Origin of the sequence: Legionella drancourtii LLAP12, from assembly GCF_000162755.2 — a bacterium.
Lineage (GTDB): Bacteria > Pseudomonadota > Gammaproteobacteria > Legionellales > Legionellaceae > Legionella > Legionella drancourtii.
In genome coordinates this window covers 19,433-46,195 of record NZ_JH413849.1, presented here as the reverse complement: position 1 = coordinate 46,195, position 26,763 = coordinate 19,433, and the positions used below count along the sequence as shown (strand labels likewise).

Genomic DNA, 26,763 nt, shown 5'->3' with positions numbered 1-26,763 from the left:
AAATTATGGCAGGGTGAATTAAATGGTAATGTCAGGGTATATCCCATAGAGGCATACCATACTGGATTAGCTATTCTTCCTCTGGGTATGCTAATTGCCTTAATTATTTTACCAAAGATAAAAGAAACCTATTGCCAAAGTGTGCATTAATGAAATAATACCCCAAAATTGGATTATCCTGATTCAGGTTGGGCTGTAAAGTCCAACTTATATTAAACTAACACAGCATTTTCAAAAGTAGATTTTTAATATGGCAAAAAAACTATACATCAAAACAAATGGCTGCCAAATGAATGAATATGATTCATCAAAAATGGCAGAGGTCCTACTCGAATCACATGGCTTAGTCAAAACAGACCAAGTAGAAGAAGCAGATGTAATACTGCTTAATACTTGCTCTATCCGCGAAAAAGCACAGGAAAAAGTGTTCTCGCAACTAGGACAATGGCGTGAATATAAGGCAAAGAACCCCCACGTTGTTATTGGCGTTGGTGGCTGTGTAGCAAGCCAAGAAGGTGCTGACATTGTTAAAAGAGCCCCCTTCGTTGATCTCGTTTTTGGGCCACAAACATTACATCGTCTCCCCGCAATGTTAAATGAGCGCATTGAAAAGAAAAAAGCGGTGGTTGACATTAGTTTCCCTGAAATTGAAAAATTTGACCATCTACCTGCACCTAGAGCTGAAGGCCCTACTGCATTTGTGTCGATTATGGAGGGATGCAGTAAATACTGCAGTTTCTGTGTAGTACCTTATACTCGAGGCGAAGAAATCAGTCGTCCTTTTGATGATGTACTCGCTGAATGTTATCATCTGGCAACACAAGGAGTAAGAGAAATTAACTTACTCGGTCAAAATGTCAATGATTACCGCGGGAAAATGGAAAATGGCGATATCGCTGATTTAGCCCTGCTCATTCATTACATTGCCGCTCTAGAAGGAATAGGCCGAATTCGCTTTACAACATCCCATCCTTTAGCATTTTCAGATAATTTAATTAATGCCTATGCGGAAGTTCCTGAGCTGGCAAACCATTTACATTTACCGGTTCAAAGTGGTTCTGATCGTATTTTAGGTTTGATGAAACGCGGATATACTGCTCTGGAATTTAAATCCAAAATTAGAAAATTACGTAAAGTACGTCCTGATATTCGTTTATCTACCGACATTATTGTGGGTTTTCCTGGTGAAACAGATAAAGACTTCCAGGCAACTATGGATTTAGTTCATGAAATTGGCTTTGATACCTCATTTAGTTTTATCTATAGCCCTCGCCCAGGTACTCCAGCGGCAAATTTAGTGGATGAGACCCCATTAGAAGTTAAAAAACAAAGATTACAAATCTTACAAAGCCGACTGTTATTACAAGCATCTCGTTATAGTCAATCCATGATCGGCAGTACGCAAAGAATCTTAGTCACAGGACACTCCAAAAAAGATTCACAGCAACTTTCTGGCCGAACAGAGTGTAATCGTGTAGTGAACTTTGATGCCCCCCCCCATTTAATTGGTCAATTTGTTGAGGTCCAAATTAATGATGCGCTGCCAAATTCATTGCGTGGACGTCTTGTTGATGCTGAGGCTCTTACATCCTAATGATTGAACATATTCAAAAACAATTAACCGTTCCTCGCGAGTACCACAATCAACGTATCGACAGTGTGCTCGCGCACTTGCTTCCTGACTATTCACGCTCGCAAATCAGCAATTGGATTAAGAGTGGTGCCGTTATTCTGAATCAAAAACCATGCAAACCTAAAGATAAAGCTTTAGATGGCGATCAGATTACCATTAGCGTCGATCTGAATCTGACGGATAATAATTTTGACCATTGCGCACCAGAAGCAATCCCCCTCAATGTGGTTTTTGAAGATGATGAATTATTGGTATTAAATAAACCAGCCAATATGGTTGTACATCCTGGGGCAGGAAATAGAGAACATACCCTGGTTAATGCGTTATTACACCACGCACCATCTTTGCACCATTTGCCAAGAGCCGGAATTATTCACCGCCTTGATAAAGACACCACAGGTTTATTAGTTGTCGCCAAAACATTAACGGCACATACCTCGTTAATACGCCAAATGCAGGCGCGCGAAATTCAACGCCACTACGTTACCTTAGTGCAAGGGCATGTTATATCTGGTGGCACTATAGAAACTGGCTTTGGCCGTCATCCACGTAACCGCTTAAAAATGGCCGTACTTGAACAAGGACGAGAAGCCATTACTCATTATACGGTAAAAAAACAATATCAGGATTACACCCTCCTGGATGTTAAACTGATGACTGGACGAACGCATCAAATCAGGGTTCATTTAACCCATATCAACCATCCAGTAGTTGGCGATCAGCTGTATGGTGGCCGTATGAAGGTCCCTGCGAACGCATCTCAAGAACTAAGAACACTAATCCAAGAGTTTAAAAGGCAAGCGCTCCATGCATGTAGCCTTGCGTTTTTTCATCCCAAAACCGAACAAGAGTTGACATTTACCGCACCTTTGCCTGATGATTTTCAACTTCTTCTTAACACTTTGGATGAGCATTATGAAGACTAAACTAGCCAATTGGCCAGCACCTAAAAACATCTGCGCCCTAAGTACAACTCGCTTATCAGGATTTAGCCAAACCCCTTATAATTTCAATAACTTGGGATTAGGAATCGGTGATAATGATCAGCATGTCCTACAAAATCGTCAACAACTAGTAGAACAATTACAACTGCCTGGTGAGCCACAATGGTTAAGACAGACACACAGTACCCACTGTGTACTAGTAGAAGAAGAAAGCAATAGAGATGCCGATGCATCCATAACACGCTCAAGCACGCATCCACTCGTAATTCTCACGGCGGATTGTTTGCCCATTGTTCTTTGTAACAGACAAGGCACTGAAATCGCCGCCATTCATGCGGGCTGGCGAGGCTTGGTCAATGGTATTGTGGAAAATACCTTAGCCAAGATGCGCAGCAAAGCATCTGAGCTGCTTGCCTGGATAGGACCGGCAATTTGTCAACAATGTTACGAAGTCGGTGATGAAGTCTATCAAACATTCACCAGTAAATACCCAGAAAGCAAACTTGCATTTACATCAGTCAACGCCAAATGGCGGGCTAATTTACCCAAAATTGCTGAAATGGTACTGAATTTACAAAGTGTCAACGCTGTTTATCAGTCTGAACTATGTACTTTTGAATCTGAAAGTGAATTGTATTCCTATCGAAGAACGTCACAAACAGGTAGAATAGGTACCTTAATCTGGATTAACGATCAACCTCAGGACTAATAATATGATAAAACGTATAAGATTATTCATAAGTACGCTTCTCTTTGTCACAGTCTCGTTCGCCTATGCGGCAGAAGATGCGGCTATGCCGAGTTTAGCACCCGTACTAAAAAACATTATGCCTGCTATTGTCAATGTTGCAGTACAAGGCTATTTGCCAAACGATGCAACACCTCCTGGAGCAGCAGGAAATGAAGAGGAAGCACAAAAGCAGCCAAGGCAGCAAGCACCAGAAAAAGGACGCAAGTTCGAAAGCATTGGCTCGGGCGTTGTTTTGGATCCCAAAAATGGAATCATCATCACCAACGATCACGTAATTCGCAATGCAAATCTTATTACAATTACCTTACAGGATGGTCGCCGCTTAAAAGCAAAACTAATCGGTGGTGATAGTGAAACGGATCTAGCCATTCTAAAAATTGATGCTAAAAACCTGCGCTCACTACCTATAGGTGATTCAGATCAATTACAAGTAGGCGATTTTGTCGTTGCTATAGGTAACCCCTTTGGTTTAAACAGTTTTGGTAACAGCCAATCAGCAACATTTGGTATTGTCAGTGCATTAAAGCGCAGTGATTTAAATATCGAGGGTGTAGAAAACTTTATTCAAACGGACGCAGCAATTAATCCAGGAAATTCTGGCGGCGCATTAGTCAATGCAAAAGGTGAATTAATCGGTATTAACACAGCAATTCTCTCTCCTTATGGCGGTAACGTAGGTATAGGCTTTGCTATTCCGATTAACATGGCAAAAGATGTTGCCCAGCAAATCATTAAATTTGGTTCAATTCATCGTGGATTAATGGGCATTTTCGTGCAACATTTAACACCAGAGCTTGCGCAATCTATGGGTTATCCTGAAGATTTTCAAGGTGCATTAGTCGCTCAGGTTAATCCAGGTTCTCCTGCCGAATTTGCAGGTTTAAAAGCTGGAGACATTATTGTCCAAATTAACAATACTAAAATTACTCAAGCAACGCAGGTAAAAACAACGGTAAGTCTCCTACGCGTTGGTACGAGTGCAAAAATCATGATTCAACGCGATGGCAAACCAATCACCTTGGATGCAGTTGTTACAGACGTTAAATCACACGAACAAAAACTCCAATCCAGCAATCCGTTTCTTTACGGACTCGCATTAAGAGCTTTTGATCAAGAAACCCCTCCTCACGGTAATGTAATTGGCGTGCAAATTGTGGGTGCGACAGAAAACAGTGCCGGATGGCGTGCAGGTCTAAGACCAGGAGATATTATTATCTCTGCAAACAAAATGCCTGTTAGAGACGTGAAGTCCTTACAACAAATTGCGCAACAGAAAAAACAAGAATTATTGGTTCAAGTATTACGCGGGCCAGGAGCTTTGTATTTACTGATCATCTAATCTACATCCAGATTTACTACGCAATGCAAAGCGGGCTGTAAAGCCGATTGGCATCAAGCTCCCCCCTCTTCCCCTAGGTTCCACTACTTGTTCGTGGAACCTAGGGGGGCCTTAAATTGCCCCGATGGGCTTCACAGCCCACCTACTATGCTACTAAACGAACTTCTTATACTCAAAGCAGAATCCTCCCCTATTAAGCAAACTATTCTCATAGGTTTTATTATAGATAAAATTTGAGCATATTTTAATTTACTCACCTCAACACAAGATAAGTTAATTTTTTATCATTAAATTTGACAGGGTTTTATACTGATACAGATACTCAAAACAGAAATAAAACTAACTAAAAGAGCGAATTTTATAAAAAAACTAAAAAAAATACGCTTACAGTCTTGACATCTCCCCTCTAAAACGACAAAATCACGGCCGTCTTATGGCTATGTAGCTCAGTCGGTTAGAGCGCGGCACTCATAATGCTGAGGTCGGTGGTTCGAGTCCACCCATAGCCACCACTCCCAATAAAGTCAAATACCTTCAAGTAGTTATAAAAATCTATTGTTAAGTTTTCAAATTTAGTTATCATGTTACTACTCAGGATTTTGCGGTTTTTCAATGCGCTCGATAGTACTTACATTTTTAATATTTATTTGCTCTACCTTAACCTATGCAAATGACATTAATATTTCCACAACAACCAAGGATGGAAATACAACTTTTTTCCTTCAGGCTGGCGCATTTAATTTAGAAAAGGATGCCAAGCAACGTCAAAAAGAATTATCCAAACTAGTTAACGAACCTATTGAAATTAAAAATCTGTCCGATAAACGCCTCTACCTCGTACAAATTGGCCCAATTAGCGATTATCCAACCGCAAGAACGCTACAAAGCAAACTCTCGCAAAACATAAATGCAAGCACGTATAAATCAAGCGATTCCCAATCCTCTACTCTTACCGTAGGCCAAACAGCGAATCCTGGTGAACAAGCACAAACAATGCCTGAGGACAGTAAGTTGTGGAACTTAAGAAATGCCGACATTCGTGCAGTCATAGCTGAAGTATCGCGTGTTACAGGCAAGAATTTTGTTATTGATCCACGCGTTCAAGGAAAAATATCCATCATTTCATCAACCCCGATGTCCAATCATGAGTTATACCAAGTATTCCTCTCGGTATTGCAAGTTTCTGGATATGCAGCAATACCCAGCGGCGATGTAATTAAAATCATTCCCAATATTGATGCCAAAACCCAATCAACCGATCTTCTGAATGAGATGAAAAATCCGCCTAAAGGCGATGACATGATGGTTGCAGTGGTGCCTGTTCATTACGTACCCGCAGAGCAATTAGTGCCTGTTTTAAGACCTTTAATGCCTCAATGGAGCAGTGTTTCTGCCTATGGGCCATCAAATATGCTTATTTTGTCCGGGCGTGCTAATAATATTCAAAGCTTGGCTAATATTATTAAACAAGTCGATAATTCCACAGCGAATGGCATTGATATAATTCCCTTACAACATTCATTAGCCATGGATATAACAACAACAATCAAAGATCTGATAAAAGTCCAACCAAATATGGCTGGTGGTCGCTCACAAATTAGCGTCTCAGCAGATGATCGTTCTAATTCTATTTTAATCAGCGGCTCGAAAACAGACCGAATTCGTTTGAGAATGCTCATTTTAAAATTAGATAGAGGGAACTCTGAAGGGCTTAGCAGTAATACTCAAGTTGTTTATCTGAATTACATGCGTGCCGAAGATTTGCTACCTATCCTTGCGGGTATTGCTCAAGCAAATTTCAGTGGCAATGTTGGCACCACCATGGGTACCATAACCAGACCAGCACTAGACAGTACAAATCCAGCATCAAATCTAGTTAATAGTAGTTCAAACTCGCAAAACACGAATTCATCCAGTACCACAGCATCCCCTTTAAATTCATCAGGAGCTACTGCAAATACCAGTTCTGCGAATACTCAGAATGAAGGTTCAACCAAGCCTTCAGTACAGATTATTGGTGAGCCCAATACCAATTCCATCATTCTAAATGCACCCGCTTCAGTCATACGCGTCTTAAAAAGAGTAATTGCTCAACTCGATATAAAGCCAGCCCAATTATTAATCGAAGCACTGGTTGCTGAAATTAATCAAGAAGATGCAAACGATTTAGGAATTGAGTGGGGTAGTGATCAACAAACGGGTAAAGCATCTGGTTTTAGAAATGGTTTTGCGATTATCAACAGCCAAACTAAAGGTGCTGATTTTCAAGCGCAGATTTATGCCTTGGCACGTGCCCATAAAGCCAATATTTTATCAACACCGTCTGTGGTCGTTCTAGATAACCGTCAGGCAAAGATATTGGTGGGTAAACAAGTTTCTGTTGCCTCTTCTAATTACCCAAATAATGCAAATGGAACTGCAGCATCATCTAGCCCCTACACTACCTTTGATCGTGTTAACGTGGCATTACATCTCTATGTAAGACCCCAAATCACCCGTGGCAATGGCATTCAAATGCAAATTGACCAAGGTAATGATACTTTGGATCCACCCGTAGCTGCAGAAACCTCAACCACACCAACATTTAGAATCAGCAGTATCGTAACCTCAGTGCACGTTGAAAGTGGTAATGTGGTCGTTTTAGGTGGCTTAACCCAAGATAGCCTAAGCAATGATAACAATCGCCTACCCATTCTGGGAGATATACCAGGGATTGGGCGCTTATTTAAGCGCAATGTTAATACGCGTGATAAACGTGTACTGATGGTCTTTATTAAACCAATTATTCTACGTAATGAGCGTGAAAATATGAATCTAACTCATGATAAATACAATCATACTCGCCAGTATGAACTAGATTGGTTACGCTCTGAAGAACAATACCTGCAAAGTAATAATGCCACTGTATTACCGGCATTAAAACGGGCTGACTTACCAAGACCATTTAGTCGCCCACCACTATTGGTGACTAAATAAGCCATGGAAAATGAAGAAAAATCGCTGAAAATCCCATACAGTTTTGCCAAAATCCATGGGATTGTTGTTGCTGGTGAGATGGTCGGTACTGAAGCGCTTGTTTATCATCTCCCCAGCGCTTCATTGCAAGCGCTGGCCGAAGTAAAACGCTTATTGCAATGTGACTTATCATTAAAGCCAGTAGACGAATCAACATTTCAACAACACCTGGCTCATATCTATCAATCCAAATCATCCATATTAGAAGCAGCGGGTGGCATGGAAGATGATATGGATCTTTCATTATTAGCCAGCCAACTGCCCGTCAGTGAAGACTTATTAGAAAATCAAGATGATGCGCCCATTATTCGTCTGCTTAATGCCTTATTTACTCAGGCAATCAAACAAAAAGCGTCTGATATTCATATTGAAACATATGAAGACCGTGTCTTAGTGCGCAATCGTATTGATGGCGTCTTGCACGAAGTTTTAGAAATTCAACGAGCTATTGCCCCTTTAGTAATTTCAAGGGTAAAAGTAATGGCAAAATTAGACATTGCCGAAAAACGTATACCACAAGATGGTCGTATTTCATTACGTATTGGAGGGCATAATATTGACGTTAGAGTCTCTACCCTCCCCTCAAATCATGGCGAACGTGTCGTATTGCGGATTTTGGATAAGCAAGCGGCACAATTAGATTTAAATTTATTGGGTATGCCTGATGCGACGGTAAAAATAATACGTCAATTAATTGCAGAACCACATGGCATTATCCTGGTTACAGGCCCAACTGGTTCAGGAAAAACAACATCGTTATATGCCATGCTCACCGAGTTAAATGAAGTGACCCGCAATATTTTAACCATCGAAGATCCCATAGAATACGATTTGGAAGGTATAGGGCAAACTCAGGTCAATGCCAAGGTCCAAATGACCTTTGCTAAAGGCTTAAGAGCCATTTTACGACAAGATCCCGATGTAGTCATGATCGGGGAAATTCGCGATCTTGAAACAGCCGAAATTGCAGTACAAGCAAGCCTCACCGGTCACTTAGTACTTTCTACCTTGCATACCAATAGTGCACTAGGTGCCTTAACCCGACTACGTGATATGGGGGTTGAATCCTTTCTATTATCCTCCAGTATCGTAGGACTGATTGCTCAACGTCTGGTTAGGCGGCTTTGCCCGCATTGCAAAACACCGCATCAATTAAGAAATGATGAAAAAGAGCTTATGGGACTTGGCCCTGATGCCGATCTGTCTAAAGTATTTGAACCTAAGGGCTGTGATTTATGCAATCATCTGGGTTATAAAGGCCGTACCAGTATTTATGAATTAATTACAATTGATGAAACACTTAGAGGCATGATTCATCGGCATGAAAACTTGCAAATGATGGAGAACTATTTAAGACCCACAACACCAAGCATCCGTGAAGATGGATTTAAACGTGTACTTGTTGGCGATACATCACTTGCTGAAGTATTGCGCGTTACAACGCAAAATTAGTGCGGCTCCCTGGTTTCGCAGCCCCAGCCGACACCCCCCGATGCATCATGAATTTCTTATTTAAAAATTAATATCCAGACGATGATATCGTCTCTGGATATTAATTTTTAGTTAAAACCAATAAATCCCGAAATATTCCTCCATCTAAGAAGGCCTACGTTGTCTCTCCACATCATTATCTTCTGTGGATTGTTCCTTAATCTTGTTCAGTGATTTTTTCATATCATTCACTTTATCCATAGAATCGGTATTAATTGAATAAGTAGAAGGCGAACTACTCGTTAGCGATTTAAATACATTTTGGATGCCGCGAACGAATTTTTGCAGCGATCCCAATATACCACGATGCTCCGCTAAATTTTTGGTTTGTTCTGGTTTAATAGCATTCTCACAATCCTTCACAAAATCTTGTGCCTCCTTGCCACCCGCAATAAATTCCTTTTTATTATCAAGCAAGATTTTATGAATCGTACGAGCTTCGCTTGCTGCCGCTGCCGCCGTTGGATGTTTACTCTTTTCTAAATGCTCCGCTTTCGTCAAAATAGCCTTTAGATGACGATCAAATCCAGAATTTTTCAATAACTCTGCTGCTTGGGCATTAGCTATAGGCTGTTCTGGTTGTCGGGGTTCAGCCATTTTAGCTTGTACTTTAGGCCTAGGTATCGTCTGTTCGACACGCTCTTGAGTCTGTTCGACATGCTCTTGAGTTTGTTCGACACGCTCTTGAGTCTGTTCGACATGCTCTTGAGTTTGTTCGACACGCTCTTGAGTTTGTTCGACACGCTCTTGAGTCTGTTCGACACGCTCTTGAGTCTGTTCGACATGCTTTTGAGCTTGTTCGACACGCTCTTGAGTCTGTTCCGCACCTTGTACATTTTCAGTTTTTACCTGTTGTGCTTCTTCTTTTTTTGCCTTTGCTAATGCAGCAATACGCAACTCCTCCGCTTGTTGCACTGCGCTAAGACCCTTAGCTAAATCATCATCAATAGACGATAAAAAAGAATCCAATTTTTGTGCATCTGATTTTTTAGCGTTTGCTTCCGAAATTGCGATATCTTTTTGTGATTCAGCCTGTTTCACTCCTGCTGTATTTACTACCGCTTCTTTCACGCCCATTTCGGATAGTTTTTTTTGTACTTCAGCGGCTTTTTTCGCCTCTTCTACTTCTTTTGCGGCAGCCGCTTTTCTTACTCTTTCTTCAGCTTGCTGTGCTTCTTCTATTCGTTTTGCTTCAGCCGTTCTTTGTGCTTCAGCATCTTCACGTTGTTTTATTTCTTTACCTGCAGCTAATAAGCCTTTGTCTTGCCTTGCATCAATAAATCTTGATACTGCATCTTTAATAGGTGCTTTATCCCTATTTTTTTCTAGTCGTCCTGCATCTACAGAAACGGAGTCAATCGCTTCCCTACGAGCTCTCATAGCTTGAGAAAAATGACCACCCAGGGCAGAACTAGTGTTAGTCTGTATCAAACTCTTTTGAATAGTTTCTTTTAATTCACTAAATCCTTCTTCACCTATTAAGTTAAATAATTGTTGATGAGGACTCTCTATAGTCTCAACATCATTATCATCATCTGAAAACTCATCATCCACATCACTACTACTTGGTACCTCATCTTTACCTGGATTATCAATAACCATATCAATTAACATGCTAACCACATAATTTTTTACTACAGCAACATCACGTTTTTTTTGCGCCTCTGCAGCTTTGAGCAACACTTCATCCGTACTAAAGCTCGCCTTTTCCTTAGCAGGTGAAGGAGGAGTAGCCTCCGATTTTGTTATTACCGCAGATGGAGCACTGGCCTTAGCTTTTGCGTTAAAATTACCCATGGGTGGTGGTGGAGGTATCCCTATCGAGGGGGGGGTAGGTATCCCCATTGGTGGTGGAGGTGGTGGCACATCAGGTATATTATCAACTGGATTATCTAAAATTAAAGTATTTTGTTCTTTAGTCAGTCTTTCTTTTTCAGCCAACTCTTGTGCTTTTCTTTCTTCAATTTTTGATAATTCAGTGCCAACTTTTTCTTTGACTTCTTTTAGTTTTCCTTCCAATGCACCCTTTTTCTTACTTAATTCAGTTATTGCATCAACTTGACTTTCTAATGCCTTTTGATATTCCACTTGACTTGCTTTTTCCGTTTCAAGTTTCGTTGCTAACTCACTTACCTGATTGAGTAATCGCTCTACTTCAGCTTCTTTAGTTTTAATACTGGACTCAAAGCGTCGAAATTCATTTTCTCGTTCTTGTACTAGCTCATCCTCAGTTTTTGGTTTAGCATTCTCAGTGGATTTTTTTAATTGTACGCCCGCACTTAATTGACTCAGCATATCCCCGGTTACATCTCTTACACTGGCTTTAGGTGGTGGTTTAGGCTGACTACTAACTGTAAATTTCTTGGTAGCTGCTTTAAAAATAAGAGGAGGCGGTGGGGGGACTAATGGTGTGGTTGGAATCCCAACGCTTAATGAAGCATTAGCCGTAGGATTTAGTGCGGATGCTTCATTTGCTAGTTTCGTTAATTCGCCTTGAATATCTTTTTTTAAGCGTTCTAGTTCGCGCATTTCGCTATTAATTTTACTGTTATTTGCAGCAACTTCACCCTTAGTTGCTTCAGCTTTTTTAATTTCTTCTCGCAACCTTCTTGACTCGCCAGACAATAATTTGACCTTTTCTGTTAAATCATTTTGCCTTGCTCTTAATACCTTAACAGAGCTCTTATCTACTTTGTCATTCATATTATCCCCTCGATAAAACACCCGGAAAAGAATATTTTCAGATCTTTGAGATCACAAAACACGCTAGTAGCCTTAATATTAATCATAAAGCAAATGGAGAATATATTCAACTATTTGGAACCATTTAGATCTCAAAGATAAATTTAGACGCATATTAAACCCAATGAACAATCCTAGGTATTTGGTGGATTTTTCAATAAAAGGAATTTAATGAATTGATTTTTAAAAGAATTTAATTCTTGCTGAACGCATCTTGAAAGAATAAATAATGGATAAATCCGGAAATTTGCAAGCCAAAGTTAATATAATTATTTAAGCATAAATTGAACCAATTTTTCTCATTATGCAGAATATAAGCCTTATATTTTTGAGCAGTACAATTTAATATCCCCTCTCTCATGACAAAAGAGGAGAACTATAATCTTATTTTAATTAGCTATCTTGCGCCAGGTAGTCCCTTTTGCGCCATCTTCTAATTCGATTCCTTGATTTAATAATTCAGCTCTTATTTGATCAGCGCGCTCCCAATTACGATCAGCTCGTGCTTGTAATCGTTCTGCAATTAACTGCTCGATCGCCGCTTTATCGTCCTCATCAAAACCTGCTTGTAAAAACTCTGCAGAATCCGATTGCAATAGCCCCATCAGACCAGCTAAATGCTTTAACGTTGTCGCTAAAACTGGTGTACCATTTTTATTCACTTCATGACTTAACTGAAATAATACAGATAAAGCGACTGGACTATTAAAATCATCATTCATGGCCTTATTAAATTCATTAATCCAATGATTATCCAATTCACCATTCACAGTTACCGGACTATCTTTCATTGTTTGATAAAGTCTGGTTAATGCCTTCTTCGCATTGAATAAATTCTCTTCCGAGTAATTTAATGAGCTTCGGTAATGGCTGCTTAACAGAAAATAGCGCACTACTTCAGGATGATGCTTAGCTAAAACATCCGCAATAGTAAAGAAATTACCTAATGATTTTGACATTTTTTCATTATTAACCTGCAACATACCAACATGCAGCCAATAATTAGCAAAGGGTTTATGTGTTGCTGCTTCACTTTGGGCAATTTCATTCTCATGATGTGGGAATTGCAAATCTAATCCACCGCCATGAATATCAAAATGCTCGCCCAATTCTTCTATTGCCATTGCCGAGCATTCAATATGCCAACCAGGTCGTCCATTTCCCCATGGTGAAGCCCAATAAGGCTCACCTGGTTTGGCTTTTTTCCATAAAACAAAATCAAGTGGTGAACGCTTTTCTTTGACCACTTCAACGCGTGCGCCCGACATTAATCCCTCAAGATCCTTATGCGATAATTTACCGTACTCTGCAAATGAATCCACTTGGTAGCACACATCACCGTTATCACTTACATAAGCATTACCTCTGGCAAGTAAACGTTCAATTAAACGAATAATCGTAGCAATATGTTCTGTCGCACGCGGCTCATAATTGGGCGGTAAGATATTTAATGCACGCATGTCTTCATGCATGGCATCTATATAATGTGCAGTTAGTTCATCAATGGGGATACCACGTTCATTTGCACGAGCGATGATTTTATCATCAATATCAGTAATATTACGTACAAAAGTTACATCATAACCTTGAGAGCGCAGATAACGTACAATAACGTCAAAACAAACCATAGAACGCGCATGTCCTAAATGACAGTGGTCATATACAGTGATTCCACAGACATACATACCAATTTTTCCAGGATTAATGGAAACAAATGGCTCTTTTGTTCTAGTTAACGAATTATATAAATGTAACATTTCTGCCCCTTAGCTTACTTTTCCCCAAGTGTTTTTCAAATCAACTACGCGATGAAATGTACTAACACATCCTTCACGAACTTCATTGACGCAATAGTATCCCAAACGCTCGAATTGAAATACTTCCCCTATAGATTGATCGGCCAAAGAAGGTTCGCAAAATGCGCGTTGTGTTTGCAATGAATCATGATTTAAAAACTGGAAAAAATCTTCTTCACGAGCCGGATTGGCGTCCGTAAATAATCGATCATATTGCAAAACAGTAATTGGATAAGCATGCGCACTAGACACCCAATGAATTACGCCTTTAACCTTTCTATCTTCAGGATTTTTTCCTAAGGTATTTTCATCATAAGTACAACGTAGTTCAATCACCTCTCCCTGCTCATTGCGCACTACATCATGGCACTTAATTACATAGGAATGACGTAAACGTACTTCAGCACCAGGAGATAAGCGGAAATACTTCTTAGGAGGATCTTCCATAAAGTCTGAACGTTCTATAAATAACTCTCTGGAAAAGGGGAGTTCACGTGTTGCTGCTTCAGGATCTTGAGGATTATAAGAAGCTTTTAAGTGTTCTACTTTACCTTCAGGGTAATTTTCAATGACGATTTTTAAGGGATCCATCACACATAAGACACGTTTTGCTGTTTTATTTAGCTCTGCACGGACACACTCTTCTAATAAAGTCATATCAATCACAGAATCGCTACGTGAAATACCAATCATTTCACAAAATTGGCGAATAGCCGCAGGTGGGTATCCTCGTTTACGCATGCCACGTAAGGTAGGCATACGTGGATCATCCCATCCACTCACTGCATTTTTTTCAACAAGCTCACGTAATTTACGCTTAGAAGTCACCGTATGCGATAAGTTCAAACGAGCAAATTCAGTTTGTATTGGTTTTGCCGGTACTGGTAAATTATCGATGAACCAATCATAAAGTGGCCGGTGATCTTGGAATTCCAAAGTACATAAGGAATGAGTAATTTTTTCCAACGCATCAGAAATGGGATGTGCATAATCATACATAGGATAAATACACCATTCATCCCCCGTACGTTGATGATGCGCATGGCGAATACGATACAAAATGGGATCACGCATATTTACGTTACCGGATTGCATGTCAATTTTTGCTCTTAGTACATGCGCTCCATCAGCAAACTCACCAGCCTTCATGCGCTTAAATAGATCCAGACTTTCTTCCATAGGTCGATTTCTGTATGGGCTTTCACGTCCTGGTTCTTGTAACGTTCCGCGGTACGCACGAATTTCTTCCATACTTAAACTATCAACATACGCTAATTCGTTTTTAATTAATAACACAGCAAAATCATAGAGCTCATAATAATAATCCGACGAATGGGTCATGTCACACCATTCAAAACCTAACCAGCGCACATCATCGATAATGCCATTTACATATTCTTCTTCTTCTTTAATAGGGTTGGTATCATCAAAACGCAGATAACATAAGCCTTTAAACTCTTCGGCCAAACCAAAATTCAAACAGATTGATTTAGCATGTCCTACGTGTAAATAACCGTTAGGCTCGGGAGGAAAACGGGTGACTATTGACTTATGTTTGCCACTGGCTAAGTCATCAGTAATCAATTGTCTGATAAAATGTGCTCGTTTTTCGGTTAATTCAGTCATTGGTTTTTCCATTCTTTTCTAGAGTCTGTTGCCATTTCTACTATCTTGGCCCAAGCTAGTGAAATAACAACAGCCCGAATTAATACATTGTAATCTGTGAATCCCTCAAGTTAAGAGAAATTCTTCTCGCTTGGTAAGAGAGAATTTTAATGCCCACTTGATAATTCAGCCTTATCATCCATAGCACGACGCATAGAATTTATTACCTTAGCGCCTACCTGAAGCATATCATGCTTCGCATTATATGCCTCTACAACTTGCGTTATCAATGCAGCCCCCACAATAACACCATCAGCAAAACTGGCTACTTCCGCAGCCATTTCGGGTGTTTTGATCCCAAAACCGACCATCAACGGCAGTTCAGTTTGTGTTTTACGATGTTGGTACTCAGATTTTAAAGAAGACATATCCAACGCGCTTGAACCAGTAACGCCTTTTAAAGACACATAGTATAAATAGCCTTTAGCAACGCGATTAATTAAAGCCATGCGCTCATCTGAGGTTGTGGGCGAGCAAAGAAAAATACTGTATAAACCATATCGTTGCCAAACTTGGTTCACCTCGTCACTTTCTTCTGGTGGCAGATCAACCAGAATAGTGCCATCTACTCCTGCTTCAACTGCATTTTGTGCAAAGCGCTCATAGCCATACTGCTCGATTGGATTAAGATAGCCCATAATAACGATTGGTGTTTCTTGATCCCGTTGACGAAACTCTTTTACCATATTCAATATATCTTGAGTATACACCTTATGAGCTAAGGCCCGCTCCATAGCTTGTTGAATTACCAGCCCTTCCGCCATAGGATCGGAAAATGGAATACCGAGTTCCAAAATATTAGCTCCAGCCTTAACCAATTGATGCATCATCGTTACCGTGATTTGCGGATACGGATCACCTGCGGTAATGTAAGGGCTTAACATTTTCTTACCAGTAGCTTTTAAATCTGCCAAAATTTTGTCGATTCGATTCATACAGTAATTCCATCAATACTTGCAACAGTATGCATGTCTTTATCGCCACGACCCGATAAATTCACAATGATGCTTTGGTTTTTTTGACATTTTTTTTGCCAATTTCATGGCATAAGCCACTGCGTGACTGGATTCAAGCGCGGGCATAATTCCTTCGACGCAAGTTAACGTGCGAAAAGCATGCAAGGCTTCCTCATCATTTATTGATTCATATACGACACGCCCAGTATCTTTTAAATACGCATGCTCAGGGCCAACACCAGGATAATCAAGACCCGCTGAAATTGAATGGGTGTCTTTAATTTGTCCATATTCATCGCACAGTAAATACGTCCGATTACCATGTAAAATTCCAGGTTTTCCAGCAATCAGTGAGGCTGAGTGCTCACCAGTTTCCAAACCTTTACCACCAGCTTCGACACCATAAATAGCAACGGAATCATCATTCAGAAATGGATAAAATAAACCAATTGCATTCGACCCCCCACCTATGCACGCCACCAAAGCATCGGGTAAATGCCCCTTTTTCTCTAAAAATTGCGCTCGGGCTTCAATCCCAATAACCGTTTGAAAATCCCTTACCATTTGCGGATAAGGATGAGGTCCAGCAACAGTGCCGATGATATAAAAGGTATCATCAATATGGCTTACCCAATCGCGCATGGCTTCATTAAGTGCATCTTTTAATGTTTTTGAACCAGCCGTTACGGGAACAACTTCAGCCCCTAATAACTTCATGCGATACACATTGGTTGCCTGACGTTTAATATCTTCTGAACCCATGTAAACAACACATTCAAGGCCTAATTTAGCAGCTACGGTAGCCGATGCAACCCCGTGTTGCCCTGCTCCTGTTTCTGCAATAATGCGCGTTTTTCCCATACGCTTTGCAAGTAAGGCTTGCCCTACAGTATTATTAATTTTATGCGCACCGGTGTGATTTAAATCTTCTCTTTTAAGATAAATTTGTGCTCCACCTACAAACTGGCTCAAACGTTCTGCATGATAAAGTGGATTAGGACGACCAACAAAATCTTTTAACTCAAGACTTAGTTCCGCTAAAAAATCAGGATCCTGACGATATCTATTATAAGCGTGCTCTAGTTCTTTTAATGCATGCACTAAAGTATCGGCTACAAACATGCCGCCATAGGAACCAAAATGTCCTCGTGCATCAGGAAGTTCTTTTTTATTCATTACTATACCTCTGTAGGTTGGGCTGTAAAGCCAACTACGAAATTACCGTAAAAATTTTACTCATAAATCGGCTCATCTTATCGTGATCTTTAACCCCCGGCGCGGCCTCCACACCACTGCATAGATCCACCGCATAAGGGTGACACGCATTGATTGCATCCAAAATGTTAAATTCATTTAAACCTCCTGCCAATAGATAAGGCTTGTTCATTTGTTTAGGAATAATATTCCAGTCAAATGTCAAACCAGTGCCTCCTTTAGCTTTATCAGAAGGGGTATCCAGCAATAACGCGCAAGCAGGAGCAAAATCTTGTGCTACACGCTGAATGTGCTCCCCAGAATCTGGATGCATGGCTTTAATAAAAGGTTTATTAAACTGCTGACAAAACGCGACTGATTCATCACCGTGGAATTGCAATAAATCAATAGGCAATTCCTCTATAACTTGCTGAACGAATGCCTTTTCAGGATTCACTAAAACAGCAACAGCATCTATAAAAGGAGGCACGTTTTTTAGCAAAACCTTTGCCTGGGTTATAGTAATACAACGCGCACTTTTAGGATAAAAAATCAAACCAATAGCATCGACACCTAAACTAATGGCATGAGCCACATCGTCACTACGTGTCATACCGCACATTTTGACGCGTATACGAGATGGATTCAATTATTTCTCCCAAAGAAAGGAAGGCCCTGGATTATTTTGTAACACCGCAAATTCTTGAGGGTAAGTCACTTGCACCAGATACAAACCATAAGCAGGCGCGGTTTCAGCACCTAAGCGTCTGTCTCTTGCTTTTAAAACCTCATCCACCCATGAAACAGGATGTTTCCCTGAACCAACTGCAATCAAAACACCAGCAATATTTCGCACCATGTGATGCAAAAAAGCATTCGCGGTAATATCAATAATTACTAAATCATTGGTACGCGTTACTTGCAGTTTATGAATATTCCGCATGGGCGTATTTGATTGGCATTCAACGGAGCGAAAAGAAGTGAAATCATTTTCACCTAACAAAAGTTGAGCGGCTTGATGCATCAAACGATGATCTAATTGCCGGTATTGCCAAGTCACATTACTGCGCAATAAAGCAGGTCTAATAGCCCCATTATAAATTACATAGCGATATCTTCTGGCCGTTGCTGAATACCGCGCATTAAACGTTTCAGAAAGCTCTTTACCCCATTTCACACAAACGTCTTTAGATAAAAAAGAATTTGCACCATGAATCCATGCTCGGATACTACGCTCTTTATCAGTATCAAAATGCACCACCTGATTTGTAGCGTGTACACCGGTATCAGTTCTCCCTGCACAAACTACAGAGATAGGGCAATCGGCGACTTTTGATAAGGCATGTTCCAAGGCTTGTTGCACGGTATGCAAACCTGTCTGTGCTTGCCAGCCATGATAGTGGCTACCATCGTATTCAAGCACTAAGGCAATACGCATTCATTATTCCTACAAAAAAAGGGTCAATTTATATTACTGCATTTGCTTTGTCTATACCTTAGATGATTCATTTTTAAAGTTTATACCTTCGAAGATGAATTGCGTCGTGCAGCTCAATGAGATATGATTTCTTGATTTAATACGATATGACTGATTGCTTCTTGTACTTGTCATAAAGGATCCATGCCTCAATTGCATGGCACATGCTGCTGTAATGTAGTTCATACTCTTTAAAATATTGAGATTTATCTATGAAACGGAAATTTTTTTACCCCAGTATTGCTGCTTTATTGCTGGCTTGCAACGCCCCAGCTTTTGCGAAAAACACTAAAAACAACCTATTAGCCCCACTTTTAAATTCTCCAGGAAATTGGTTTGTTAGTTTAGGTGCCGGCACACAATATCCCCAATGGCATAGTATAATGAGGGTTAATAATGGCTCTGACTTTCCTGCCCCCTATAATATTGACTTATATTCAACGAAAAACCAAAGTGAGGCCGTGATTGCACTTTCTGTTGGTCGACGTTGGCATCATAATAGCTTCTGGCTTCCCTCCTATTCATTAGGCGTATTTTGGCAATATTTTTTCAGAACTCATCTGGGAAAAAACATAACCCAGTATTCTGATCCTGAATTTACCAACTACAAGTACAATTGGGATCTTACGGCAAATCTTTTACTAGCTTCGGCAAAAGTGAATCTATTCCAATATGGAATGCTTGCTCCATTCGTGAACGGTGGAATCGGAAGTTCATTTAATAGAACTTCCGACTATAAAGAAAAAGCCTTAGCTGGTGTTACCCCGCGTGTTAGCCCTCAATTTTCCAAGTTCAGTACGAGCGAATTTGCTTATCAGGTTGGTGTTGGCATTGATCTGCAGCTCACCTCACAAGTACTTGTTTCAGTTGGCTATAACTACCAAGATTTAGGACAAATTAGTTCCGGCCCTGGTAAAGATACCTGGTCCAATCAATCGCTAAATCCGGGGTCCTACCATTCAAATGAAATACTAGTTTCTATAAGTTATCTTTTTGCAAAATAAAATATGAGGAGCTGTTGGCATTCCTACTATCCTGGCCAAGATAGTAGAAAGACCAACAGACCTTAAACTACTTGAGAGCAATAATGAATACAAATAAAAAAGGATGTTTTTTTGCACTGTTGTCAACTCTAAGTTTATTGCCATTTTCTAGCCATGCCGGAACAGATCCCATTGGTTGGAAATTAAATAAACAGTTTCAAAACCCAATCTATGTTGATTCATCAGATTCAGTGACGTATACCTTCACCAATCAATTACCTTTCCAATTGGTCAAGCCTTTAGTCATTACCAAAAATGCCAGCTCCCCTAATGAATTCAGTTACGTAGATAATTGCACTGGAGTGCGTCTTGCCTCCAAAGCCAGCTGTACGGTTACTGCATCATTAACGCCGACAAATAGCGGTATCAAACAACTGCAATTGATTATTGGTGGTTATGACAATAACCGAGTCCAACTTCCCCTCATTGCTACCGAAGCAAAAGGGAATGCTCCAAATACAAAGGGAATTACCGGTAAAGTAACGCAGTCGTTACCCTATCAAATGACCATTGGTAGCTCAGCAAATTATACTTTTTTCTTTATTAATTATGGAACAACAACAGCCACAAATCTTAATATTTCAGTGACTCAACCCTACGGTACAGCGAATATTGTGACGAACACCTGCACGGGTACTTTGGCTACTGGAGCCTCCTGTACCGTTACTGGGAGTTATATACCGAGCTCCACCACTCCCAGCACACAAAGTATTACCGCCACACTTAGCTATCAAGGCAGCTCGGGAAGCCCTGTAACCGAAACAACGACAACCCAAGTTAACGCTTCATCCTCTATCCTAGCTAGTTCTTTTGTTGCCCCCAATTACCTGCCTCCTCTTGTATTATCAGGGACACCTTATAAGGTACAGGCTTTATTTACCAACGTTAGTGGAGGCGCATTAACACTCAGTCCACCAGGCAGCATTTCATGCACCAATAGCATATCGGGTGATTGCAGCGCCGCTTTAAGCAATTTTAGCAGCAGTTGTGGCGCCTCTCTTCCAGCAACAACCCCTGCAGCAGCCTGTCAGCTTGAGGCAACATTAACCATTCCTTCCTCACCAGCCCCTACACCAGGTTCTACTTATACCATCACCGCATCGGTCGGCTACACAGGAATAGGCAGTCCATCAACAATCACAACCATTGGAACATTTGTTACCAGCTTGCCAACTACGCGCACCATTAATCTTGTTAATCAGTGTAACTTCCCAGTCTGGTTTTCTTTGAATGGTTCTGCTGTAGCAAATGTGTCGTGCAATGCCCAAGGTGCTGGTTGCCCTGCTGGTACAACCTGCAATACGAGCACCCTATTGTGCTATTGGAACAATCCGGGGCCAAACACGGGGACCAGCTACCAATTAACACAAAGTGGTGGTACTAATTCAGTAACCATTCCGGCTTACAATTATAGTGGTATTCAGTGGAGCGGTAATATTTCTGCCAGTACTGGGTGCAGTGGCAGCAGTTGCAGTCAAGCAAGTTGTAATAATAATGGCGGCACAACTTCTTGCGCACCAGGCAAAGGCTTTTCACAACCAGCAACCCAGGCTGAAATTACCATGAGCGCCACCAGCAATGACAGTTATGATGTGGAGGTTATTAATGGGTTCCATATCCCCATTTCGATGGCGCCATACTATTATACAAACATTCCTGCAACTGCGGATAACTATAACTGTGGTACACCAGGTAGTTCTACCGCAACCAATAATTTTGGCGCCTGCAACTGGACTAATGCGAGTTTACCAGCACCTAGTGGCGGCACTGGGTTTAGCAGTGGCTACTATTGGGTAACTAATGGTGGTACTGCATGTAACATCAGCTCTGGTGTATCACAATGCACCGCAGGTCAGCTTTGTGGTCTTTATCAAAATCCGAGTACTAATGCTTTTTCTCAAGTTTGTGGAAACTTCTTAGGCTATTGGTCTGCAGATCAAGTGTGCTCGAATACAGGGCTTTCTGCCACAGTCAGCAATTTCTTTAACTGCTCGATGTCATTACCCACCTCCTCGCCAAGCTTCCCCGCAAATGCGACTTTATATAATTTAATGGCATGCCAAGTTCCAACTGGCGATGTTAGTCCGCTGTATAATTCCTGTTATTTATCGTACTCAGGATATAATGCCAGTCAAATTGCAACCTGTTGTGGTTGCGTAGACTGGTGGAATTCAAGCGAGACCTCAGGTGTCTCTATTCAAGCAAACGCAGCAACGCAAAGCTGTGGTACGCAAGTAGATCCAATCTGGACGCAATATATTCAACCGATGGTGCAATGGATGAAAGCAACCTGCCCTTCTGCGTATGTATATCCTTTTGATGACAAAACCAGTGGATTTTCGTGCACGAATAACCTACCCAATCAACCTAACTCAACAGATTATACAATTACCTTTTGTGAGGGAGGAAACACGGGATTACCTACAGGAATTTCCGAGGGGCGAGGCTAGATTAACATCTAGTTATTATAGGCTGGACTGTACCGACGAATGGCGCTTACTTAATGGAGTTTGCAATTAAAATCAAATAGTTAAGTATTTAATTAACGGCTCACACTAGAAATTGTCGTCCCCGCGCAGGCGGGGATCTATTCCTAACTTGGAATGGTGCTGCCTTTGTGGACGGATCCCCACCTACGTGGGGAGGACAAATTAGCCACAAGTCAATTGACTATATTGAATATTTTCCTTAAGTGCCATTGGATTTTACAGACCTGCGTATTTTTAAAAAAGAAGAAGCTAGGTAAAATCATTACTTTTAATTTCAGCCATTAAGTTTTTTGCAACCTCTTTCTGCGCATCAGTCCCCTGCACTAATACTTCATTTAAAGAATGTAAAGCAGATTCCTTATCCCCCATTCCTAAGTAGGTTCTAGCTAAATCCAATAACGTATCTAACGCATTAGTGCTTTTTAGCACATTAATCTCTTCAGCCTCGCTATTACCCGCCAAAACGGCAGTTGTAATAGGCTCAAACACCAATCTCTCATCCATATCATTTCCCTCTATTGCCGTAGTAATTGATTTCTCTGTAAGTAACTGATGCAGGCCTGATTCAAACTCCAATGCATTATCCTGAGGTGATTCTGCAACTGCTTGGAAAGATTCATAATCATTTACAGCCGCTTCCGCTTCCATCGACCCAGGTTGATCGCGCGAAAATGGCACCGAAACCAGTGGTTTAGGTTCTAATTTAGGCTCGTGTAATTCCGGTTGCTCGATTGGCTTAAGAATCGGCGCAACAGACTCTGTGTCAGGGGGGATGGCGGGTAATGAAGAATCATTGCCCTTTTGTTTCCAACGTTTAAAGTGCCAAAAGGCAGCCCCGCCACTGCCAGCAACAGCGAATAAAAGAAGAAATGGCCATACACTTGAAGATTCTTTATTCATACCTGAACTTGCTTGTGCAGCAATGGCTAAGCGTTCTTTCTTCATTACCTGAATTTGATTGCGAATTAATTTAATTTCTTTATCACGTACGGCCAATTGCTCATGAAGTGTTTTATTTTCTGATTGCATCATATGTAATTGTTCCAGCAACGCCGCATTAGATTCTCGTAAAGAATCCACTGCCGCAGTAGTAATGGATATTTCTGCTTTAAGCGTCGCATCTTGCTTCGCACTTATCGGTTTTTGATTTTGAATTACAGAAGCGTCACTTGTTAGCATATATCGTGGCATTACCTCTATCGCGGTACTTTTGCTCTGGGTAAATTGAGGAACAGGAAGAATTTTTGAGTATTCAACAACGGGAAGCTTTGTCAAGGTTTGACCCATGGTATAAGGCGGTGATAAAACATGATTTATTGAATTTTTTTCATTCCATGCCTTATCATGAGCCATAACCTCAACCGTAGCTAGATCAGCAGGAACTTTCAAAATCTCCCTAATGGATGGGACATTAAGTTTGGCACCTGCTTTTAAACCATTTAAATTTCGCTCAGTGAATGCATCAGGATTTTGCCCTACAATTGCTAAAACAACCTGGGGTAATATGACCGCTTCGGTTTTATAGCGTTGTGCGATTTGCCATACATTTTCATTAGCAACCGTAGGCCCATAGGTTTCTTTTCCACTATTATCAGGAGAATCAGCCACATGCTTAGTTCGTGCTGGAGAGACAATCCGCTCATGAGCACGTCCTACGACACGTTGATGGTATGTTGGGCTACTGTCATCTAATTTGTAGCCAGGAGGATCTAATAATACGGTGTACGTTTTATATAACTGCCCACTTGGCCAAGTTAAATCAACAACAAGTTGGATGTAAGGTTCTGAGACTCGCTCGGTGGAATGAATCCAGATAACCAATCGTCCGCGTGCATTTTTTTTCACATCAAATTGCAGCAAACTTAATGCATCACAAGGTACAATCCCTAAACGCTCAAAATATTGAGGGCTTGCTAAATTCGCCTTAATATTAGTAATTGGCGCACTATTCACATCGATTAATTCAATTTCAGCCACAAACGGTTGATCCAGCGCAGATTCTACTTTCATTTCACCTAAACCAAGCGCCTGAAGACATGCGGGGAAAACCAGTACAGATAAAGCGGTATATAAAACAGTTTTTTTCAAGTAAAGCTCCATGCCTTTCTAAGACTATCTAAGACCGTACAACTGAAGAACAAACTATAAAAATTAGCACTATCTTCTACTGTATTCAAGAAAGTGCAGGCTTATTCACTAATAATCAGTAAGTTATGTATAATACTCAATCAATTAAACGAAATACATTAGTAATAGCGTAAATTCTTGACGATCTATATATGCTCTAGTTATGATGGACAATCTGTGTTTGATAAGAGTACTTTTTATGGATGATTTTATTGAGTTATTACGCCCGCGCTGGGGTTCGGAAAAGTGGATTTTAGAAGGATGGGAGAAAATCAATTCCGATGAAAAGCAACTCATCAAAACACGTATGGATGAACTGTTTCAAGACGGCCTTCCTTTTGAAATTCAACATGACAAATTACTCTATGTCTACGTCTTTTCTCTTTTAGCACAACTGGAAGTTTTGGCCATTCAAGTACCACTAAAATTCCAAGATAAAATGGTCAGCCTGGAAAACAAGCAGCGAATGCATATTCAATTACTGGATGAAATTTTTCATGGATTAGTCTTCACTAAAATACTGTATATGCTTTGCGAGCCCTATGCTTATCCACCCGAATACAACGAAAATGTTGAAATACTCTGTAATTTTATACGCGATGAAGAATGTCCTAAAGTTGCGATAATGCTGTTAAATTTAGTCGCAGAAGGCTGGATTGAAGAATCATTTAAATGTTACGCCCAACAAAATATAGCACCTAAAGTATTTAATATCATTCTTACTGACGAACATCGCCATGTTTGTGAAGCGGATTTATATCATGATGTAGGTCTGCCTGATCCGGCGCTAATGAAAGAAAAACTTGAATTTTTGGAAGAGCAACTCTTAGTCAACTTCTTTTTACAACATCGATATATAACAGCTTCAGCTGCTTTACTCGGCCTTGAGGGCGTAACTAATTTTATGCAATCACTGAATGCGAAACATCACCAACAATTAAAAAAAATTAATCTCGAACCCAGCAAAAAATGGCTCGCGTTCATGCAAGTAGCACAAAATGCTTTGCCCATTGTCCACGAATACGCCCAAAAACATCACGAAGTAGAAATGACGCCCACACGTAAAGTGTTCATGACGCAATGGGATAATTCAAGTGAGGCAACCATGGTCTCTCAATCAAACATCAATGTCAGCTGTGTCGATTTTTTCAGTAAAAAATTTCCTTCTGAAACTTTAACCACCTTGATGATGCAGTCGGTAAGTTTATGGCGAAAAGAAAATGAATTATATCGTAACTATTTACATTACAAAAAACTCTATCGCAGCACCGAAGCGTATGTTGGGGTGATTGTTTTACTGCCAGGTTGTGGTGATCATATAGGTACCATAGCGTTCGAAAACTGCCATGAAATGAGCGTGAATGAATTATCAAAAAGAATTCGTGATATTGTGTCGATGATGGTTTATTGCTACAAACGACGAGAAGAATTAGAAAAAGCACATCCACATCTAAAACCTTATGATGATAACAAATTGCATGATTTTGCCTATAATGTCTATGGATATCCTTTGCCCGGAAGTGCAATTATCACCATTAGCAATGTCGGTCCATGGGGTTATACTGATGCCAAAACCCCTCTATTCAAAAATGAAGCCGTAAAATTTGTAATGATGCAAGTTGAGCGCAAACAGGTATGGAATAAGGAAAGCCAATCATTCGAAATTCAAGATCATTTGCCCATTTCGATTAGTGCAGATCATCGACTTTTTGATGGAAATACACCCGTACCTAGAATGATTAATGATACGTTTCAACGCATGTTCCAAAAAATGCACGCAGATATGGCGAAACCACGATCGTTAAAAAATCCGATTAATAGTGCTCATTTTGTAAAAAGTGTGGAAACCGTGCTAAATCTTAATGTGGATTTTGGCTATCAATTTTTAAATGCCCTGCAAACAGTTTGGGCTGATTTTCTTACCCCAGAAAATTTATTGATACCCATGGAAGCAGTAAAAGCGATGAAAGATTTAAATTAGCCTGGATTTCGGATAAGAAATAGGGACAATACATATTACGCATCGCTCCGTCCAGGATGCACTGCCATTAAGTTAAGGAAATCTGTCATTCCCGCGCGACCTTGTTAGCGTGATAAATAG

The 26,763-nt window shown here is 40.5% G+C and carries 16 protein-coding genes, 1 tRNA gene and 2 pseudogenes; 11 read left to right on the top strand and 8 right to left on the bottom strand.

Annotated elements, in window-relative coordinates:
- The 8 genes and pseudogenes from LDG_RS20650 to lspE all read left to right on the top strand — a co-directional run.
- Nucleotides 1–150, top strand: a pseudogene (locus LDG_RS20650) (MFS transporter); the annotation flags it as partial.
- 100 nt (nucleotides 151–250) lie between these two features.
- Entirely contained in the window at nucleotides 251–1,594 is a 1,344-nt protein-coding gene (miaB, locus tag LDG_RS17150; protein WP_040536490.1) for a tRNA (N6-isopentenyl adenosine(37)-C2)-methylthiotransferase MiaB, read from the top strand.
- Nucleotides 1,594–2,559: a 23S rRNA pseudouridine(1911/1915/1917) synthase RluD gene (gene rluD / locus LDG_RS17145; protein ID WP_006872726.1), complete on the top strand. Its 966-nt coding sequence runs from the start codon at nucleotides 1,594–1,596 to the stop codon at nucleotides 2,557–2,559. Before miaB ends, rluD begins: the two co-directional genes overlap by 1 nt.
- Nucleotides 2,549–3,286: a peptidoglycan editing factor PgeF gene (gene pgeF / locus LDG_RS17140; protein ID WP_006872725.1), complete on the top strand. Its 738-nt coding sequence runs from the start codon at nucleotides 2,549–2,551 to the stop codon at nucleotides 3,284–3,286. Before rluD ends, pgeF begins: the two co-directional genes overlap by 11 nt.
- A 4-nt stretch (nucleotides 3,287–3,290) precedes the next feature.
- Nucleotides 3,291–4,667: a Do family serine endopeptidase gene (locus LDG_RS17135; RefSeq protein WP_040536488.1), complete on the top strand. Its 1,377-nt coding sequence runs from the start codon at nucleotides 3,291–3,293 to the stop codon at nucleotides 4,665–4,667.
- Between the two features lie 435 nt (nucleotides 4,668–5,102).
- Nucleotides 5,103–5,179: transfer RNA gene (locus LDG_RS17130), tRNA-Met, on the top strand.
- A 100-nt stretch (nucleotides 5,180–5,279) separates the two neighbouring features.
- Complete coding sequence (gene lspD / locus LDG_RS17125) at nucleotides 5,280–7,643, top strand: GspD family T2SS secretin variant LspD (protein WP_006872723.1); 2,364 nt, start codon at nucleotides 5,280–5,282, stop codon at nucleotides 7,641–7,643.
- A gap of 3 nt (nucleotides 7,644–7,646) precedes the next feature.
- A complete protein-coding gene (lspE, locus tag LDG_RS17120; RefSeq protein ID WP_006872722.1) occupies nucleotides 7,647–9,134 on the top strand; it encodes a GspE family T2SS ATPase variant LspE in 1,488 nt (495 codons plus the stop codon).
- Nucleotides 9,135–9,278: 144 nt separating this feature from the next.
- Here lspE and LDG_RS18730 read toward each other — a convergent pair whose 3' ends face one another.
- The 7 genes and pseudogenes from LDG_RS18730 to truA all read right to left on the bottom strand — a co-directional run bounded on the left by LDG_RS18730 (nucleotide 9,279) and on the right by truA (nucleotide 18,964).
- The gene (locus LDG_RS18730) at nucleotides 9,279–11,876 is read right to left on the bottom strand and encodes a coiled-coil domain-containing protein (protein ID WP_006872721.1); all 2,598 of its coding nucleotides are present in this window, start codon (nucleotides 11,874–11,876) and stop codon (nucleotides 9,279–9,281) included.
- A gap of 428 nt (nucleotides 11,877–12,304) precedes the next feature.
- Nucleotides 12,305–13,672 (bottom strand): cysteine--tRNA ligase, encoded by a 1,368-nt coding sequence (gene cysS / locus LDG_RS17110; protein ID WP_040536486.1) that lies wholly within the window; start codon nucleotides 13,670–13,672, stop codon nucleotides 12,305–12,307.
- A 9-nt stretch (nucleotides 13,673–13,681) separates the two neighbouring features.
- A complete protein-coding gene (locus LDG_RS17105) occupies nucleotides 13,682–15,337 on the bottom strand; it encodes a glutamine--tRNA ligase/YqeY domain fusion protein (protein WP_006872718.1) in 1,656 nt (551 codons plus the stop codon).
- Nucleotides 15,338–15,483: 146 nt separating this feature from the next.
- Nucleotides 15,484–16,311 carry a tryptophan synthase subunit alpha gene (gene trpA, locus LDG_RS17100; protein WP_006872717.1) on the bottom strand — a complete coding sequence of 276 codons (828 nt, stop codon included), beginning with the start codon at nucleotides 16,309–16,311 and terminating at the stop codon, nucleotides 15,484–15,486.
- Nucleotides 16,308–17,508: pseudogene (gene trpB / locus LDG_RS17095) on the bottom strand (tryptophan synthase subunit beta). Before trpB ends, trpA begins: the two are co-directional and overlap by 4 nt.
- 34 nt (nucleotides 17,509–17,542) lie before the next feature.
- A complete protein-coding gene (locus LDG_RS17090; RefSeq protein ID WP_040536484.1) occupies nucleotides 17,543–18,175 on the bottom strand; it encodes a phosphoribosylanthranilate isomerase in 633 nt (210 codons plus the stop codon).
- Nucleotides 18,176–18,964 carry a tRNA pseudouridine(38-40) synthase TruA gene (gene truA / locus LDG_RS17085; RefSeq protein ID WP_006872714.1) on the bottom strand — a complete coding sequence of 263 codons (789 nt, stop codon included), beginning with the start codon at nucleotides 18,962–18,964 and terminating at the stop codon, nucleotides 18,176–18,178.
- A gap of 251 nt (nucleotides 18,965–19,215) precedes the next feature.
- Here truA and LDG_RS17080 point away from each other — a divergent pair, with 251 nt between their 5' ends.
- Nucleotides 19,216–20,007, top strand: a complete 792-nt coding sequence (locus LDG_RS17080) for an outer membrane protein (RefSeq protein WP_006872713.1) — start codon at nucleotides 19,216–19,218, stop codon at nucleotides 20,005–20,007.
- Nucleotides 20,008–20,090: 83 nt separating this feature from the next.
- Nucleotides 20,091–22,496: a Dot/Icm T4SS effector LegT gene (gene legT, locus LDG_RS17075; RefSeq protein ID WP_006872712.1), complete on the top strand. Its 2,406-nt coding sequence runs from the start codon at nucleotides 20,091–20,093 to the stop codon at nucleotides 22,494–22,496.
- 288 nt (nucleotides 22,497–22,784) lie between these two features.
- Here legT and LDG_RS17070 read toward each other — a convergent pair whose 3' ends face one another.
- Nucleotides 22,785–24,623: a FimV/HubP family polar landmark protein gene (locus tag LDG_RS17070; RefSeq protein WP_006872711.1), complete on the bottom strand. Its 1,839-nt coding sequence runs from the start codon at nucleotides 24,621–24,623 to the stop codon at nucleotides 22,785–22,787.
- Between the two features lie 238 nt (nucleotides 24,624–24,861).
- Here LDG_RS17070 and LDG_RS17065 point away from each other — a divergent pair, with 238 nt between their 5' ends.
- Nucleotides 24,862–26,643: a 2-oxo acid dehydrogenase subunit E2 gene (locus LDG_RS17065; RefSeq protein WP_006872710.1), complete on the top strand. Its 1,782-nt coding sequence runs from the start codon at nucleotides 24,862–24,864 to the stop codon at nucleotides 26,641–26,643.
- The last annotated feature ends 120 nt before the right edge of the window (nucleotides 26,644–26,763 follow it).

Bases quoted from the DNA above. Each gene is read 5' to 3' on its own strand.
- LDG_RS18730 (WP_006872721.1), bottom strand. From the start codon at position 11,876: ATGAATGACAAAGTAGATAAGAGCTCTGTTAAGGTATTAAGAGCAAGG.
- truA (WP_006872714.1), bottom strand. From the start codon at position 18,964: ATGCGTATTGCCTTAGTGCTTGAATACGATGGTAGCCACTATCATGGC.
- LDG_RS17065 (WP_006872710.1), top strand. From the start codon at position 24,862: ATGGATGATTTTATTGAGTTATTACGCCCGCGCTGGGGTTCGGAAAAG.
- LDG_RS17080 (WP_006872713.1), top strand. From the start codon at position 19,216: ATGAAACGGAAATTTTTTTACCCCAGTATTGCTGCTTTATTGCTGGCT.
- trpA (WP_006872717.1), bottom strand. From the start codon at position 16,311: ATGAATCGAATCGACAAAATTTTGGCAGATTTAAAAGCTACTGGTAAG.
- legT (WP_006872712.1), top strand. From the start codon at position 20,091: ATGAATACAAATAAAAAAGGATGTTTTTTTGCACTGTTGTCAACTCTA.
- pgeF (WP_006872725.1), top strand. From the start codon at position 2,549: ATGAAGACTAAACTAGCCAATTGGCCAGCACCTAAAAACATCTGCGCC.
- LDG_RS17135 (WP_040536488.1), top strand. From the start codon at position 3,291: ATGATAAAACGTATAAGATTATTCATAAGTACGCTTCTCTTTGTCACA.
- miaB (WP_040536490.1), top strand. From the start codon at position 251: ATGGCAAAAAAACTATACATCAAAACAAATGGCTGCCAAATGAATGAA.
- lspD (WP_006872723.1), top strand. From the start codon at position 5,280: ATGCGCTCGATAGTACTTACATTTTTAATATTTATTTGCTCTACCTTA.
- rluD (WP_006872726.1), top strand. From the start codon at position 1,594: ATGATTGAACATATTCAAAAACAATTAACCGTTCCTCGCGAGTACCAC.
- lspE (WP_006872722.1), top strand. From the start codon at position 7,647: ATGGAAAATGAAGAAAAATCGCTGAAAATCCCATACAGTTTTGCCAAA.
- cysS (WP_040536486.1), bottom strand. From the start codon at position 13,672: ATGTTACATTTATATAATTCGTTAACTAGAACAAAAGAGCCATTTGTT.
- LDG_RS17105 (WP_006872718.1), bottom strand. From the start codon at position 15,337: ATGACTGAATTAACCGAAAAACGAGCACATTTTATCAGACAATTGATT.